Consider the following 14,725-nt stretch of genomic DNA (forward strand, 5'->3'; position numbering starts at 1 on the left):
GCTCAGGCGATGGAGTAGCGGATCGGGAGGCGCTTCAGGCCGCCGACGAACGTGGTGGCGATGCCCACCGGCTCCTCGGCGAGTTCGATCGAGCGGAGGCGCGGCAGCAGCTCCTCGTAGAACGCGCGGATCTCCATGCGGGCGAGCGCGGCGCCGAGGCAGTAGTGGACGCCGAAACCGAACGCGAGGTGCTTGTTCGGGTCGCGGCCGACATCGAAGGCGAACGGGTCGTCGAAGACGTCCTCGTCGCGGTTCGCCGACGGGTAGGAGAGCAGGACGGCGTCGCCCTCGCGAATGGTCGTGCCGCGCAGTTCGTAGTCCCGCGTGGCGGTGCGCATGAACTCCTTGACCGGCGTCACCCAGCGGATCATCTCGTCCACCGCGAACGGCATCAGCTCCGGCTTCTCGCGGAGCCGTTCGAGCTGGTCGGGGTGCTCGATGAGGGCGTGCAGACCGCCGGAGATCGTCGCGCTGGTGGTGTCGTGCCCGGCCGTCGCGATGATGACGTAGTACGAGGCGGTGTCGAAGTCGTTGAGCGGCTCGCCGTCGACCCGCGCGTTGGCGATGGCGGACGCGAGGTCGTCGGTCGGGTCCTTGCGGCGCGCCACCGTCAGTTCCTGGAAATAGGCGAAGAAGTCGAGCAGGACCTGCAGCTTCTCCTCGTTGCTCGTGCCCCGCTGGAACTCGGCGTCGTCTCCGCCGAACAGCTCCTGCGTCAGCTTCAGCATGCGGCCGAAGTCGCTTTCCGGAAGCCCGAGCAGCGACAGGATCACATACAGCGGGAAATGGACGGCGACCTCCTGCGCGAAGTCGCATTCGCCGCCGCGCTCCACCATCCGGTCGACGTACCGCTTCGCCAGTTCCTTGATGCGCGGCTCCAGCGCCCGCATCGCGCGCGGCCGGAACCAGTCCGCGCCGATCGCCCGGATGACCCGGTGGTCGGGGTCGTCCATGTGGATGAGCGTGCGCAGCGCGATGCCCTGCTCGGCCCGCTCCCGGTTCAGCCGGTCGAACTCGGCGGTGCCGAGCAGCGGGCGCGGCGCGTTCAGGAAGATCTGGTGGTTGCGCTCGACCTCCAGGACGTCCTCGTGCCTGGTGATCGCCCAGAACGGGTCGTAGTCGGGGGCGTCCACCCGGTGCACCGGCGACTCGCGGCGCAGCAGCGCGAGCGACGCGTGCAGCCGCCGGTCGTCGGCGTAGGCTTTCGGATCGGCGAGGTCCAGGCCCGCCTCGGCCACGGTAAGCGTCATCGCATCGCTCCTCGATCGGGGCTGCCGCCTCCCAGGAACCTACGGGCCCGAATCCTGTTCGGTCAATGATCACCGGCCCGCGCCGCGGCGCCGTCGGGCTAGTCGCCGGTGAACGCGCCGTCCGCCAGTTCGGCGAAGCGGTCGAGGTCCTCGGCGGGGGCGTCGATCGCGCGCAGCGGTCCGGCGTCGGCGAGGTGCGTCCGGGCGTAGAGGCGGGCGACGAGCGCCTTGCGGTCCGTGCCGGAGTCGGCGCGCTCCCAGCCCGCCTGCTCCAGGAGCAAGGCTGCCGCATAGACGTCCGCCATGTACTGGGCGAGCGGGAAGAGGCGCGCCTCGGCGACGGTCCTGTCCAGGCCGCGCCATGCAGCTATGGCCTGGCGGACATTCTCGATGCGCTCGCCGACCAACTCGGCCGTGGCGTCGTCCCCCTGCGGCGCCTGCTGGACGGCCTGCGTGAGCCTCTCCAGGAACGGCTCGTGCGCGTCCTGCCGTTCGATGGCGCGGCGGACGTCCAGGCACAGGATGTTGTCGCCGCCCTCCCAGATGGGGTTGACCTGGGCGTCGCGCAGAAGGCGCGCCACCGGCCACTGCTCGATGTAGCCGTTCCCGCCATGGATTTCGATGGCGTCGCTGGCGGCCGTCACACCGAGCCTGGCCGCCCTCAGCTTGATGAGCGCCGCCCCAATGCGCAGCCTGGGGCGTCCTAGATAGCCGTCGAAGACGAGCGCCTGCGCGGCCTCGGTCTCCACGATCAGCTCGGCGAGCTTCCTCTGCATGAGCGGCTGGTCGGCCAGTGGAGCACCGAACGCCTCGCGCGCCCGCGCGTAGCAGAGCGACTCGACCAGCGCCCGGCGTGCGCAGCCGAGGCCCATCATCGAGATGCCGAGGCGCGCTCCGTTGGTCAGCTCCATCATGCGGGCCAGGCCCTTGCCGTCGCCGCCCTGCCCGGCGCTGGACGACGGGGCCAGCAGGAACGCCTCGGCGTCCGTGAACTCGATCTCCGCCGAGGCCACGGAGCGCGTGCCGAGCTTGTCCTTGAGCCGGCGGATCCGGACGCCGTTGCGCGTCCCGTCCCGCCGCTCGGTCAGGACGAGGAACGGCGCGATGCCCCGCACCCCGTCGGCGGCGCCCTCCGACTTGGCCAGCACCACGAACGCCGACCCGTTGGCGTTGGACGCGAACCACTTGAGCCCGTTCACCCGCCAGGCGTCCCCGTCCTTGGACGCCGTCGACTCCAGGGCGCCCAGATCCGACCCGCCCGACCGCTCGGTCAGCATCTGTGCCGCCTCGCCGGACATCTCCCCGGCCGCGAACAGCTCCCGCACCCGCTCCTTGACGTCCTCCGGCGCGAACATCTCCGTCAGCTGGACGACCATGTCGCCGCCGGTCCCGAGCGCGCACGCCATGCCGATGTCGGCCTGGTCGAGGAGGTAGCTCCAGGCCACGCCCAGCGGCGCCGGGTCGACCCCGTTCGCCTTCGCCTCCGCGACGAAGCCGGGCCGGGTGAACGACGTCGCGACGATGTCCCGCCGGGCCGCCTCGAACGACGGCGGCATGACGACCTCGCTGACGTCGCGCCCCCACCGGTCGTACTTCTCCAGCCGCGGCGGGTTCCGGTCGGTCTGCTCGGCCCGCTCGGCGATCGGCCCGCCCATCAGCGCGCCCATCTCCTTCAGGCGCGGCTCGGCCCAGCCGAAGCCGTCCCCGAGGTGGCGCCGCATGAGGAACCGCAGCGTGGGGTCGCAGTCGTACCAGTTGCGGCCGGCGGCCCCCTGGTAGCGCTCGGTCGCGTACCGGCGCGCCTTCTCCGCGCCGCCGAACGGCAGCCGGTCGAACGGCTCGATCAGATAGGACGTCATGGGTCCGACATTACGCTTTCTCGTCACATGATGGAAGCCTGTAACAGCGTCGCGCCCGAAACGCGCACATCGATACGATCTGCCTGATCACAGGGGGCGGTCGGTGTTCGGAATCTTCAGGCGGCGGCGCGACGACGAACTCGCGGAGATCGAAGCCGACATCACCGCGTTCGGCGAGGAACTCGCGCTCCTCCCCCTCGACCCGGACGAACACGGCGCCGACCCCGCGCTGATGGCCGACTACGCCCGCGCCCTCGACGCCTACGAGCAGGCCAAGGTCCGCTTCCTGGGCGACCGCGACCGGGACGACGCCGCCGACGTCCTGCGCGCCCTCGCCGAAGGACGCGCCGCGCTCGCCCGCGCCAACGCCGCCCTGTCCGGCCGGCCTCTCTGCTTCTTCGACCCGCGCCACGGCCCGTCCGTGAACCGCGTCTCCTGGGCCCCGCCGGGCGGCGCCCCGCGCGACGTCGACGTGTGCGCGGCCGACGCCGTCCGGCTGACCGAGGGCCTGCCGCCGATCGCGACCGGTGTCCGCCCGGCACCCGCTCCCGCTCCCGCGCCTGTCCGCCGAAAGCCGGCTCAGCCGTCGTCCCGTCCTGGGAAGCAGCCCGCCCCGTTCAAGGTCGCCCCGCCGAATCTGGGCAAGAAACAGCACGTCAAAGGGCGGGCGCCGGCGAAGCGACATTGCACCGCCCCAAATGGGACGTGCCATCGGTGCTCATCGTCCGCCTCCATGGAGGCGCGCGGGTCGAACGCGTCCACCAGGGAAAGGCCGTGCGCCTCCAAGAGGAGCCGCTGGCCTTTCGCATAGTGCGGCCGCTCTCTCTGGAGAGCGAGTGGCCCGTCCAATTGCGCATCCAGTGCGGCGGCACGTGGTCGGCCTGGCTGCAACCCGGTGACAGTGTCCCGACCGTCGAGCAGGCCATCGCCTCACGCGGCGCCTTCCTCTGCCGCTACATCGGCGGATCGGCGCGAATCCAGATGCAGCACAGGGACGGGGGCGCTTACCGGGTCACCGAGCTGACCCCGGAATTCGCCTTGGGTCCGCGCGTCCTGTCCGGCAAGGGACGCTCCTCCGCCGACGGCGAGCTGGCGGGCTCGACCTTCCTCCACATCGAGGCACGCGGCGACTGGCGGCTCCTCGTGTCCCCCGGCTGAGCACCCCCGCCTGAGCACCCTCGCTGCGGTCGGGCTGAATGTCGGTGTATCGCGAGCGTATTGAAAACCGCATACGGCACCGCAACAGCCTTCCCTCTTCAGTGGAGGCATGCCCCACAGCGCATCACACTCCCTGACCGCCCGAGGCCCCGCCCACGACCTGACCCTTCGGCGGTGAGTCGTGGCGATTTCGTGTTCGGCGCTGAAAGTGCGCCTCCTGGCGACCGTCACTCGGCTCCTCGCGGTGCTGCTGGTGCCGATCGCCTTCTGCCGTGCACCGGGCCGCGCCCGTTTCCTCGCCTGCCAATGGGCGTTGAGAATGCGCTTCCCCGCCGAGAACCTCAGCGGGCTGGCACCGGAAACGCTGCTGGCGTTCACGCACGCGCGGGCCGAGGCGTTCTGGCGCGACGGGCAATTGATCGGCCTCACCTCGGGATACCGGGACGCGGCGGAACAGCACCGGCTCTTCACCGCTGAGGTGCGGCGCACCGGCTCGGTGCCCGCGGCGCGGCGCCGGGTGCTGCCACCGGACGAGTCCAGCCACGTGCGGGGGCTCGCGATCGACGTCCGGCCGACCGAGGGCGCGCGGTGGCTCGAACGGCACGGCGGGCGGTACGGGCTCTACCGCATCTACGGCAACGAGTGGTGGCACTTCGAGTACCGCACCTTCGAGCCGGTCCGGCTGCCGCATCCGGATGCCGCCGCCGACCGTCGTCCGCCGATGTACGCGGAGCCGCCCCAGCACCCGTGGAGGCAGCCGTGAATCGGCTCGCAGTCTCGCCTGAGCGCCGCTCAGGCACATTTCCGCCCCCGACCTTGCAGACGCTGCCTGCGGCGGTGGCCGCGAACGTGGCCGAGGTCCGTGCGCGGACCCGGAGCACGATCATGGCCGTGGTCAAGGCCGACGGTTACGGCCACGGCGCCGTCACGGTCGCCGAAGCCGCCGTCGCCGCCGGTGCCGGATGGCTCGGGACGACGAGCCTCGCGGACGCCTCCGCGCTGCGCGCCGCCGGCTTGGCGGTGCCGATCCTCACCTGGCTGCACCCCTCCGGGATCGACGCCGAGGCGGTGGCCGCCACCGGGGTCGATGTCGCGGTCGGGTCGGTGGACGAACTCGAAGCGCTCGTCGCGCAGACCGTGTCGACAGTGCGGATCCATCTCCACATGGACACCGGGATGTCCCGTGGCGGCTGCCCCGGCGACCGGTGGGACGACCTGATCGGCCTCGCTCAGCGTGCCCAGCAGGCTCGCAAGATCCGCGTCACCGGCGTCATGGGGCATCTTCCGCTGGCCGACCGGGCCGACCCTGCGGCGAACGCGCCGGCCGTCGCCCGTATGCGCCGGGCACGGCAGGCCGTCCAAGCCGCGGGGCTCGGTTCGCCGCTCGTCCATCTCGCGGCCACGTCGGGCACGCTGACCGACCCGGCGACGCACTTCAGCATGGTCCGCGTCGGGGCGGGACTGGTCGGCATCGACCCGTCCGAGACCGTGGAGATGCACGGCGCGTCCCGGCTGACCGCGCCGATCGTGCACACGGCGGCGGTCCCGGCGGGCACCCCGGTCGGTTACGGCGGCGCGTACGTCACCGATCGCGCCACCCATCTGAGCGTCCTGCCGGTCGGGTACGCCGACGGGATCCCGCGCGAGTGCTCGCCCCAGGCCGGCGTCGAGATCGCCGGGCGCCGCCTCCCGGTCGTCGGACGCGTCTCGATGGACCAGATCGTGATCGACACCGGTGCCGACGCCTTCCGGACCGGCACGTCCGCGACCGTCTTCGGCCCGGCGGGGGGCGCCTCCCCGACCATCCGGGACTGGGCCCGCTGGGCCGGGACCATCCCGCACACCATCGTCACCGGCATCGGGCCGCGTGTGAAAAGGAGCATCGCATGACACGGCGAATCGCGGTCATCGGCGGCGGGCAGAACGCCGAGCACGACGTCTCCCTGGCGACCGCCGCGGCGATCGCGCAGGCGCTGCGTTCCAACGGGTTCGGCGTCGACACTCTGACCATCGACCGCGACGGCACGTGGAGGCAGGAAACGGACGCGCTCGCGCCGAGCACCATCGCCTCCCTGGCGGCGGCACTGGGCGTCATAGAACGCGCCGACGCCGTCTTCCCCGCGATCCACGGCCCGTCCGGCGAGGACGGGACGCTGGCAGCACTGTGCGCCCTCGCGCACAAACCGATGGTCGGCTCGGGCCTGCGCGCCGGAGCGCTCGGCATGGACAAGTGGGCGACCAAGCTCGTGGCGGAGGCCGTCGGAATCCACACCGCCCCTGGCCGGCTGGTGACGGCGGCGGAGATCGCCGACATCGAGTTCAAGACGGACGTGGTGGTGAAGCCGACCTCGGCCGGGTCGAGCTTCGGTGTCGCCCTGGCACGCGACGCCTCCCAGCTGCGCGAGGCGCTGCGCTGTGCGGCGCGATTCGACGACCGGATCCTGATCGAGGACGTCGTCCCGGGACGGGAGATCGACGTGGCCGTCCTACGTGAGGCCGATGGCCGCCGCCGGGCGTCGCCGCCACTGGAGATCCACGCCGGCGGCCTGTTCGACACGCAGTCGAAGTACGACGGGTCGGCGAGGTTCAGCGTGCCCGCCGACCTCGGCGAGGCGGACCGGACGGCCCTGACCGGGGCGGCACTGCGGATGTTCGACGCGCTCGGCTGCGCCGGTGTCGCCCGCATCGACTTCTTCCTCACCGACCACGGACCCGTCCTCAACGAGGTCAACACCATGCCGGGCATGACGGCCCAGTCCCAGGTGCCGAGGATGTTCGCCGCAGTCGGACTTCCCTACGAGGAGTTGGTCGCGCGCCTGGTCGACACCGCCACCGTGCCCGTGCCCACGAACCCGGGGTGATGCCCCGAGTTTGCATACGTGGGCGATATGAAGTGCCGCTTAACCTGCAACTATGCTCATCCACCCCGGCGGCGCCCATGGATAGGCGTCCAGGGCTCAGCGCCCGGCTGAAACTCACCCTCAGCTACGCCGGCTTCCTCATGGTCGCCGGCGCCCTGCTGCTGGCCGTGGTCTGGGTGTTCCTCCTGCGGTACGTCCCGGAAGGCGCGGTCCAGCTCGGGCCATGGACCCACCGGCACGGGCGGCCGGCGCCGCCGTTCATCCCCGGCCGCGAGGACCTCCAGCGCGCCTTCGTCCCCCGCGCGGCCGCGGCGATGGCCTTCCTGCTGGTGTTCGGCCTGGTGGGAGGCTGGCTCCTCGCCGGCCGGATGCTCGCACCGCTCACCCGGATCGCGGACGCGGCACGGCTGGCCTCCCAGGGGTCGCTGTCCCACCGGATCCGCCTGGAAGGCCCCGGAGACGAGTTCCGCGAACTCGCCGACGTCTTCGACACCATGCTCGAGACGCTCGAACGCCATGTCGCCGAACAGCAGAGGTTCGCCGCGAACGCCTCCCACGAGCTGCGCACCCCGCTGGCGATCTCGCAAACGCTCCTGGACGTCGCCCGCAACGACCCCGCGCGGGGCCACGACCAGCTCATCGAACGCCTCCACACGGTCAACACGCGGGCGATCGACCTCACCCAGGCCCTCCTGCTGCTCAGCCGCGCCGACCGCAGGAACTTCAGCCGCGAGGTGGTCAACCTGTCCCTCGTCGCCGAAGAGGCCGCCGAAACGCTGCTCCCCCTCGCCGAACGGCGCCAGATCACGCTCGCCGTCACCGGCGACAAGGCGCAGACCCTCGGCTCCGCGGAACTCATCCTGCGGCTGGTGACCAACCTCGTCCAGAACGCGATCGTCCACAATCTCCCCACCGGCGGCACTGTGACCGTCCACACCGAATCGCGATACGGCGCGAGCGTCCTGCGGGTCGAGAACACCGGGCGGCCGGTACCGCCGGAGCTGATTCCGACCCTCATCGAGCCCTTCCAACGCGGAACCCAGCGCCAGCGCACCGACGAGCACGCGGGCGTCGGGCTCGGGCTGGCCATCGTGCACAGCATCGTCCGAGCACACGACGGGACCCTCGACCTCAGCCCCCGTCCCGCCGGCGGCCTCCTCGCCACGGTCTACCTGCCGCCCGTGCCGCACGGACCGTCCCCGAACGGGACCCCCTAGCCGGGTAGGGTCGAGCCCGCCATGGACCACCCGGACATCCGCCCGCTCACCGCCCGCTCGGTCGTGCTGAGCACGCTGCTCGGCGTCCACCCGCCCCGGCTCCCGGCCCGCCACCTCGTCCGCGTCGGCGACCTGTTCGGCATCGCCGAGGGGACGGTCCGGGTCGCGCTCTCCCGCATGGTGGCCGCCGGCGACCTCGTCCAGACCCCCGGCGGGTACGCGCTCACCGACCGCCTCCTCGCCCGCCAGGCCCGCCAGGACGAGGCCCGCCGCCCGCCGACCCGCCCATGGGACGGCACGTGGGAGATCGCCGTCATCACCGCCGAGCGCCGCCCCGCCGCCGACCGCACCGCCCTGCGCCAGGCCATGTCCGCGCTCCGCCTCGCCGAACTTCGCGAGGGCACCTGGCTGCGCCCCGCCAACCTGACCCGCACCCGCCCGGAGCCGGTCGTCCGCCAGTGCACCTTTTTGCAGGGCCGCCCCGAAGAGGACCCCGCCGCCCTGGCCGCCACCCTCTGGGACCTGGACGCCTGGACGTCCAAGGCCGAAACCCTGCGCACGGCCCTCTCCGGCACCACCGGCATGGCCGAACGCTTCACCCTGGCCGCCGCCGTCCTCCGCCACCTCCTGAACGACCCGCTGCTCCCCCCGCCCCTCCTCCCACCCGCCTGGCCGGGCCCGGCCCTCCGCACCCTCTACGAGTCCTTCGAGAAGGACTTCGAACAACTCCTCACAACCCAACTCCTGACCTGACCAGGCCGCAAAACCCCATAGCCCAACGGCTCCACGACCCCTAACCTGACAATCCGTCGGGCAGGAGGTTCGATGGACCGGGCAGAACAAGCGGCGTCCCTCTTACCCCACGTCGCACGATTAGCCGAAGAACACGGCCCCGCCCTGAAACGCGCCCACACCCTCCTCTTAGACGGCGCTCTGACAGGCCCCGCCGGACAGCGCCTCCAGAAGACCCTCGCGGACCAGCACGAGGACGTCCGCGCCGCCTTCTACGCCGCTTTCGACTCCGTCCGCCAGGTGGCCGCCGGAGCCGGCCCACCGCGCGTCCGCGAACCGTACATCCCGGGCCCTCCCCGAGGCGGCCGCTCTGCCTCCACCGCACGCAGCGGCTCACCCGACGCCCTCGACCAACTCAGCACCGAACTGACCCGCACCGCGAACTCCTGGGAGGACGCCGCCCAGGCCCTCTCCGAAATCCTCGCCAACCTCGGCCTCAGCACCGCCCCCGCCCGCACGATCTCCCGCGCCGCCCAGACCGTCTCCGACCAGAAGCCCGCAATACGCCGAAGCCGCGAAGAACTCCTCAAGACAGACCAGCAGCAGGTCGTCGAGCCCGCCAAAACCGGCAACGTCCTGCACGACGGCTGGAACGCCTACGTCCACCACTACCTCCCCGGCCTCGGCCAGGGTGTCAAGGACATGGGTCTCAGCGCCCTGGCCGGCAACCCCACGACGGCCCCCGTCTACTTAGCGATCAAGCCCAAGGGCTGGCTGGAGCGCGGCCCCGTTGGCCAGATCCAGGGCCTGGCCCAGGGCGTCCAGCACCCGATCGCCTTCGCCAAGGCCGCCGTCAACTGGGAAGAATGGAAACGCGACCCCGTCCGCGCCTTCGGCGAGGCCGCTCCCACCATCGTCATCACCGCGGTGACCGGCGGTACGGGCTCAGGCTCGGGCGTCGCCGCCCGCCTGGCCGCGGCCCTCCGCCGCACCGGCAAATCCGAAACCGCCACCTCCGCCCGAGCCCTCCAAGAAGCCGCCGCCGAAGCCCCCAAAACCAACAAGCTGACCGGAGACCACGAGGAACCAAAACTCGACCCCATCGAGAAGGGCACCAAAAGCGGAAAGCTCGATGAATCTAGAAAGAAGTTCAATCAGGGAGAGCGCCTGATTGCAGACCTGCTGGTTTCAGAGGGCCGCCGCGTGGAGGCAGTGCCAGAATCCAAGGTCGACGGCACGCGAACACCGGATGCTCTCGTGGACGACGTTCCCGTCGAGTTCAAAAGCCTTGATCCAGGTGCCGTACCCGGGAGCGTCAAGAACGCCTTGAACAAGGCGAAGGGACAGGCATCGAACGCAATCATCGACACACGCGGCACCGCACTGACAGAGGATGGAGCGAGAGAGGGCCTGGAGCGGTTCCTGCGCCACAACCCAGGGCGCATGGATACAATCCGGATCCTAGGTGACGGGTACGAGATAAGTTGGCCTTGAGGAGCACTATGAGCAGCTATCATGAGATATTTATTCGAACTAACAACTCAATAGAACGACTGGTGAGCGACATAGCGACGGCCGCCGACTGCCGAATGTGCAAGCTCGCCGCAAAGGACAATCCCATCGCCTATGCCGGACAAACTCGCGAAGTGGCGGTGGAGGTCGAACTGCACCACGATTTCGAAGACGACTACGGCATCAATTTCTCCCAGTATCCGATAGTCATCACACTGCGCTCCTTCGAAAGCGACAAGGCGCACGAAGAGGCAGTGGCCAGGGATATCTTCGAGAACATGGCAGCGATCGGTGGCTATGCCATGCTCCTCACGTTCGACCTCCAGAGGTTGATAGCGGAACACCCCTCCGGCAGTGCTTGACGGGCAGCCGTGCAGGACCATTGCCGGGCATGCCGACGCAGTATCCGCCGGATGCAAGATGAGGGTGGAAGGTCTTGGTGGTCTTGGGTGTTGGCGTCGGTATGAAGATCGGCGAGGCGGCGCGGGTCAGTGGTGCGAGTGCTCGATCGTTGCGGCACTACGAGGATGAGGGCCTGATCGTCCCTGGCCGCTTCGGGAACGGGTTCCGGGACTACTGCCAGTCCACGATCGACCGGGTGCTCGTCATCCGCTCCCTGCTGGAGTCCGGCCTGCCGGTGCGGTTGATCAGGGAAGTCCTGCCCGGTCTCACCGACGGAACCGATGCCGGGACCGGGGCGGTGTCCGCGGAGTTCCTGCATGAGGTGCGGAGCCATCGCGATCGGCTCGCTTCACGCATCGCCGTTCTCAGCGATCAGCAGGCGGCCCTGGACGCCTACCTTCGGGAGGCCCGTCGCACCGGTCTCTGAGAGCCGCTTGACCTTGACGCAAGTGTCAGGTTCCTACATTCTGGCGCATGGAGATCAACGACTTGCGGCAGACCGCTGACCAGACGATGCGGGCACTGATCCAGCGCTCGCACCGGGGGCCGGACGACCTGGGCCTCGACACCGGTCACCGCCGTCCCACCCCGGGGCCCGGCGAGTACCTGGTCCGCGTCGGGGCAGCCGGGGTCAACTTCGCCGACGTCATGCAGACCTGCGGGACCTATGGCGGAGGGCCGCAGCCGCCCTACGTGGCGGGCTTCGAAGCCGCCGGCGAGATCGTGGGGGTCGGCGCGGACGTCGAGAGTCCGCTTCCGCTCGGCACCCATGTCGTCGGAGCCGGTCCGGGCGCCTTCGCGCAGTACATGACGATGCCGGCCGCCGGCGTCCTGCCCGTGCCGGACGGCTGGAGCGACGCCGAAGCGCTCGGGATGGTGCTGAACTGGGCCACTGCGCTGGCGGCGCTCAAGCCGCTGGGTGAGATCAGGGCCGGCGACGCGGTGCTCGTCCATGCCGCGGCCGGAGGCGTGGGACAGGCCGCGATCCGCCTCGCCCGCCACTACGGCGCCCGTGTCATCGCCACGGCCTCCCCGGCCAAGCACGCCGCCGTCAAGGCACTCGGTGCCAACGAGGTCCTGGACGGCCGCCACCCCGGACTGACCGCCGAGATCCTCCGGCTGACGGGCGGGGCCGGGGTCGACGCGGTCCTGGAATCGGTGGGCAAGGCCACGTTCGAGACCAGCCTGGCGGTCACCAAGCCCTTCACCGGCCGCATCGTCGTCTTCGGCGCCGCCTCGGGCGACGCCGCCGTCACCACGCGCGACCTGGTCTTCACCCACCACGTCCAGATCAAGGGCCTGCACATCGGTGCGCTCGCGGATGAGGCTCCGTCCCTCTACCGATCGCTGCTCACCGAGATCGAGGCGCTCGTCAGCAACGGCGTCTACCCGCCGGGCACTCCCCAGGTTCACTCTTTGGCCGACGGGCCCGAGGTGCTACGGCAACTCGAAGCCGGCGCCACCCAGGGCAAGCACGCCCTCGATCCCTGGCGCTAGGAACCACCTGTGACATACCGCAACCCGTCCTGGACTCATGCCGCGAGGCGGCGTAGTAGGCCGGGGAGCCATAGGGCGGCGGCGAAGGCTAGGAGGACGAGGGCGAACTTCGTTTCGGAGCGCGGCCCGGCGAAGTTGGGGCAGATGCGGGCGTCCTGGACGTAGGACTCGGGGTCTCGCCGGGCGTAGCAGACGGTCACGCGGTCGCCTTCGGCCGGCAGGTCCTTCCATGCGCTGACCTCGGCGGATACGGCGCGGCCGTCGCGGGTGGTGAAGCGTACTCTCGCGTGTTGTTTGCCCTTGCGATGCTCGACGTCGCCTACTTGGCCGTTGACCACTACGCGGTCGTCGCTCAGGACGGACGCCTCGTGGTAGCCGAACCCCGCACGGATCAGCGCGAAGACGGCGAATATCAGAGACGCCCCGATGAGGCCGAGGCGGAGGCTCTGCCAGCCGCTCAGGGGCTCCGTGTTGTGCCGTTCGTTCTCGTCCACAGCACAGATAGGACGCATCGCCTGAATCGCCGGTTTCGCCGGCGCAGAGGTCAGAAGGTGATGACCTGGCGGACTGCTTTGGCGGTGTGGAGGCGGTCGAAGCCGGTGTTGATGTCGTCCAGCGGGAGGCTGCCGGTGAGCAGGGCGTCCACCGGGAGGGTGCCGTTGCGGTACATCGCGATGAAGCGGGGGACGTCGCGGCGGGGGACGCAGGAGCCCAGGTAGCTGCCGCGCAGTGTCCGCTCCTCGGCGACGAGGCTGAGGGCGGGCAGGGTCAGCGGCGCACCGGGGGCGGGCAGGCCCACGGTGACCGTCGTGCCGCCGGAGCGGGTGGCGGCGTACGCCTGTTCCAGGACGGGGACGACGCCCGTCGTGTCGATGACCTTCTCGGCGCCGCCGGAGGTCAGGTCGCGGAGCGCCTCCGTGGCGTCCGGGCCGCCCGGCACCGGGTGCGCGCCGAGCGAGGCCGCGAGGTCGAGTTTGTCCTGGACGAGGTCGACCGCGTAGACCACGGCGGCGCCGGCGGCCTTGGCGGCGAGGACGGCGGAGAGGCCGACGCCGCCGAGGCCGAAGACGGCGACGGTGTCGCCGGGGGTGACGGCCGCGCTGTAGAGGGCGGCGCCGGCGCCGGTCAGGACGGCGCAGCCGAAGAGCGCGGCGATGTCGAACGGCAGGTCCGGGTCGATCTTCACGGCGGAGCGCGCCGACACGACGGTGTACTCGGAGAACGCGGAGACGCCCAGGTGGTGGTTGGGGCGGGTGCCGTCCGCGGCGACGAAGCGCTTGCCGCCGCCGAGGAGGGTGCCCGCGCCGTTGGCCTGCGCGCCGGGCCCGCAGAGGGCGGGGCGCCCGCCGACGCAGCGTTCGCAGTGCCCGCACGCCGGGACGAACGCGAGGACGACGCGGTCGCCGGGCGCGAACTCCGTCCCGGTGCCCGTCTCGACCACCTCGCCGGCGGCCTCGTGGCCGAGGGCCATCGGGAGCGGCCGGAGGCGGGAGCCGTTGATGACCGAGAGGTCGGAGTGGCAGAGGCCCGCGGCCCCGATCCGTACCAGGAGTTCGCCGGGGCCCGGCGGGTCGAGGCGCAGGTCGGTGATCTCCAGCGGGCGGGAGTCGGCGTAGGGGGCGGGGCGTCCGGACTCGACGAGGACGGCCGCGCGGGTCTCGGTCATGGGATCAGCTTCTCCATCTCGGTGCGGACGGGGCCGGTGATCTCGACCGGGCGGCGGGTGTCCCGGTCGACGAAGACGTGCACGAAGTGTCCCTCGGCGATGAGGGCGCCGTCGGACGTGCGGAACATGCCGACCTCCCAGCGGACGCTGGAGCGGCCCAGCTTGCCGATGCGGAGCCCGACCTTGATCGCGTCCGGGAACGACACCTCGGCCTTGTACTCGCAGTGCGACTCGACGCAGAGGCCGATGGCGGCGGACGTCACCGGGTCGAAACCGGCCGTCCGGATCATCCACTCGTTGATGACGGTGTCCATGAGCGAGTAGTGGACGACGTTGTTGACGTGCCCGTAGACGTCGTTGTCCTTCCACCGCGTGGGGACGTTCTCCCAGTGCTGGTACTCGCCGGTCATGAAGGGCAGCCTATGGTCGCCCCAAAGGCGGCATGGCATCGGGCCAGGGGAACGGTGACCGCGCCTAGCGGCGGGTGTGCGGGGCGGTGCGTCCGCCCAATGAGGAGGCGGGAAGGGCCGTCAGGGAGATTGTGGACGGAGTGAAGCAACCTTTTGCGGGT

16 protein-coding genes are annotated in these 14,725 nt (G+C 70.7%); 11 read left to right on the forward strand and 5 right to left on the reverse strand.

The features are described from left to right. Positions 1-2 precede the first annotated feature (2 nt). Together HUT06_RS41705 and HUT06_RS41710 are read right to left on the reverse strand one after the other, a co-directional pair. Positions 3-1,250: a cytochrome P450 gene (locus HUT06_RS41705; RefSeq protein ID WP_176200731.1), complete on the reverse strand. Its 1,248-nt coding sequence runs from the start codon at positions 1,248-1,250 to the stop codon at positions 3-5. A 98-nt stretch (positions 1,251-1,348) separates the two neighbouring features. Next, the gene (locus tag HUT06_RS41710) at positions 1,349-3,109 is read right to left on the reverse strand and encodes an acyl-CoA dehydrogenase family protein (RefSeq protein ID WP_176200732.1); all 1,761 of its coding nucleotides are present in this window, start codon (positions 3,107-3,109) and stop codon (positions 1,349-1,351) included. Positions 3,110-3,212: 103 nt separating this feature from the next. Between HUT06_RS41710 and HUT06_RS41715 the strand changes: the two genes are divergently transcribed. The 11 genes from HUT06_RS41715 to HUT06_RS41765 all read left to right on the forward strand — a co-directional run bounded on the left by HUT06_RS41715 (position 3,213) and on the right by HUT06_RS41765 (position 12,488). After that, positions 3,213-3,920 (forward strand): hypothetical protein, encoded by a 708-nt coding sequence (locus HUT06_RS41715; protein ID WP_176200733.1) that lies wholly within the window; start codon positions 3,213-3,215, stop codon positions 3,918-3,920. Next, entirely contained in the window at positions 3,920-4,267 is a 348-nt protein-coding gene (locus tag HUT06_RS41720; RefSeq protein WP_176200734.1) for a hypothetical protein, read from the forward strand. The genes HUT06_RS41715 and HUT06_RS41720 overlap by 1 nt, the downstream gene beginning before the upstream one ends. 181 nt (positions 4,268-4,448) lie before the next feature. Beyond that, positions 4,449-5,030 carry a M15 family metallopeptidase gene (locus HUT06_RS41725; protein WP_254715669.1) on the forward strand — a complete coding sequence of 194 codons (582 nt, stop codon included), beginning with the start codon at positions 4,449-4,451 and terminating at the stop codon, positions 5,028-5,030. Positions 5,031-5,104: 74 nt separating this feature from the next. After that, positions 5,105-6,157: an alanine racemase gene (alr, locus tag HUT06_RS41730; RefSeq protein WP_217711658.1), complete on the forward strand. Its 1,053-nt coding sequence runs from the start codon at positions 5,105-5,107 to the stop codon at positions 6,155-6,157. Continuing rightward, a complete protein-coding gene (locus HUT06_RS41735; RefSeq protein WP_176200736.1) occupies positions 6,154-7,128 on the forward strand; it encodes a D-alanine--D-alanine ligase in 975 nt (324 codons plus the stop codon). The genes alr and HUT06_RS41735 overlap by 4 nt, the downstream gene beginning before the upstream one ends. A 77-nt stretch (positions 7,129-7,205) precedes the next feature. Next, positions 7,206-8,345 carry a HAMP domain-containing sensor histidine kinase gene (locus tag HUT06_RS41740; RefSeq protein WP_176200737.1) on the forward strand — a complete coding sequence of 380 codons (1,140 nt, stop codon included), beginning with the start codon at positions 7,206-7,208 and terminating at the stop codon, positions 8,343-8,345. A 21-nt stretch (positions 8,346-8,366) separates the two neighbouring features. Beyond that, complete coding sequence (locus tag HUT06_RS41745; RefSeq protein ID WP_176200738.1) at positions 8,367-9,098, forward strand: PaaX family transcriptional regulator C-terminal domain-containing protein; 732 nt, start codon at positions 8,367-8,369, stop codon at positions 9,096-9,098. A gap of 72 nt (positions 9,099-9,170) precedes the next feature. Next, entirely contained in the window at positions 9,171-10,571 is a 1,401-nt protein-coding gene (locus HUT06_RS44210) for a hypothetical protein (RefSeq protein WP_217711659.1), read from the forward strand. Between the two features lie 8 nt (positions 10,572-10,579). After that, positions 10,580-10,951 carry a hypothetical protein gene (locus HUT06_RS41755; RefSeq protein ID WP_176200739.1) on the forward strand — a complete coding sequence of 124 codons (372 nt, stop codon included), beginning with the start codon at positions 10,580-10,582 and terminating at the stop codon, positions 10,949-10,951. A 101-nt stretch (positions 10,952-11,052) separates the two neighbouring features. Beyond that, positions 11,053-11,418 carry a MerR family transcriptional regulator gene (locus tag HUT06_RS41760; RefSeq protein ID WP_176200740.1) on the forward strand — a complete coding sequence of 122 codons (366 nt, stop codon included), beginning with the start codon at positions 11,053-11,055 and terminating at the stop codon, positions 11,416-11,418. 47 nt (positions 11,419-11,465) lie between these two features. After that, complete coding sequence (locus HUT06_RS41765; protein ID WP_176200741.1) at positions 11,466-12,488, forward strand: NADPH:quinone oxidoreductase family protein; 1,023 nt, start codon at positions 11,466-11,468, stop codon at positions 12,486-12,488. A 35-nt stretch (positions 12,489-12,523) separates the two neighbouring features. Here the strand turns inward: HUT06_RS41765 and HUT06_RS41770 are convergent, their stop codons facing one another. From HUT06_RS41770 to HUT06_RS41780, 3 genes are read right to left on the reverse strand one after another with little or no spacing between them, the layout of a single operon-like run. Further along, a complete protein-coding gene (locus tag HUT06_RS41770) occupies positions 12,524-12,982 on the reverse strand; it encodes a DUF3592 domain-containing protein (RefSeq protein WP_176200742.1) in 459 nt (152 codons plus the stop codon). 50 nt (positions 12,983-13,032) lie between these two features. Then, positions 13,033-14,154, reverse strand: coding sequence for a zinc-dependent alcohol dehydrogenase family protein (locus tag HUT06_RS41775; protein WP_176200743.1), 1,122 nt, complete (start codon positions 14,152-14,154; stop codon positions 13,033-13,035). Next, positions 14,151-14,564 (reverse strand): thioesterase family protein, encoded by a 414-nt coding sequence (locus HUT06_RS41780; RefSeq protein ID WP_176200744.1) that lies wholly within the window; start codon positions 14,562-14,564, stop codon positions 14,151-14,153. The genes HUT06_RS41775 and HUT06_RS41780 overlap by 4 nt, the downstream gene beginning before the upstream one ends. Between the last annotated feature and the right edge of the window lie 161 nt (positions 14,565-14,725).

Source organism: Actinomadura sp. NAK00032 (assembly GCF_013364275.1).
In the GTDB taxonomy this organism is placed as follows: Bacteria; Actinomycetota; Actinomycetes; order Streptosporangiales; family Streptosporangiaceae; genus Spirillospora.

Excerpts from the sequence above, each read along its gene's own strand:
- HUT06_RS41705 (WP_176200731.1), bottom strand. The coding sequence starts at position 1,250 with ATGACGCTTACCGTGGCCGAGGCGGGCCTGGACCTCGCCGATCCGAAA.
- HUT06_RS41710 (WP_176200732.1), bottom strand. The coding sequence starts at position 3,109 with ATGACGTCCTATCTGATCGAGCCGTTCGACCGGCTGCCGTTCGGCGGC.
- HUT06_RS41735 (WP_176200736.1), top strand. The coding sequence starts at position 6,154 with ATGACACGGCGAATCGCGGTCATCGGCGGCGGGCAGAACGCCGAGCAC.
- HUT06_RS41740 (WP_176200737.1), top strand. The coding sequence starts at position 7,206 with ATGGATAGGCGTCCAGGGCTCAGCGCCCGGCTGAAACTCACCCTCAGC.
- HUT06_RS41745 (WP_176200738.1), top strand. The coding sequence starts at position 8,367 with ATGGACCACCCGGACATCCGCCCGCTCACCGCCCGCTCGGTCGTGCTG.
- HUT06_RS44210 (WP_217711659.1), top strand. The coding sequence starts at position 9,171 with ATGGACCGGGCAGAACAAGCGGCGTCCCTCTTACCCCACGTCGCACGA.
- HUT06_RS41755 (WP_176200739.1), top strand. The coding sequence starts at position 10,580 with ATGAGCAGCTATCATGAGATATTTATTCGAACTAACAACTCAATAGAA.
- HUT06_RS41760 (WP_176200740.1), top strand. The coding sequence starts at position 11,053 with ATGAAGATCGGCGAGGCGGCGCGGGTCAGTGGTGCGAGTGCTCGATCG.
- HUT06_RS41765 (WP_176200741.1), top strand. The coding sequence starts at position 11,466 with ATGGAGATCAACGACTTGCGGCAGACCGCTGACCAGACGATGCGGGCA.
- HUT06_RS41775 (WP_176200743.1), bottom strand. The coding sequence starts at position 14,154 with ATGACCGAGACCCGCGCGGCCGTCCTCGTCGAGTCCGGACGCCCCGCC.
- HUT06_RS41780 (WP_176200744.1), bottom strand. The coding sequence starts at position 14,564 with ATGACCGGCGAGTACCAGCACTGGGAGAACGTCCCCACGCGGTGGAAG.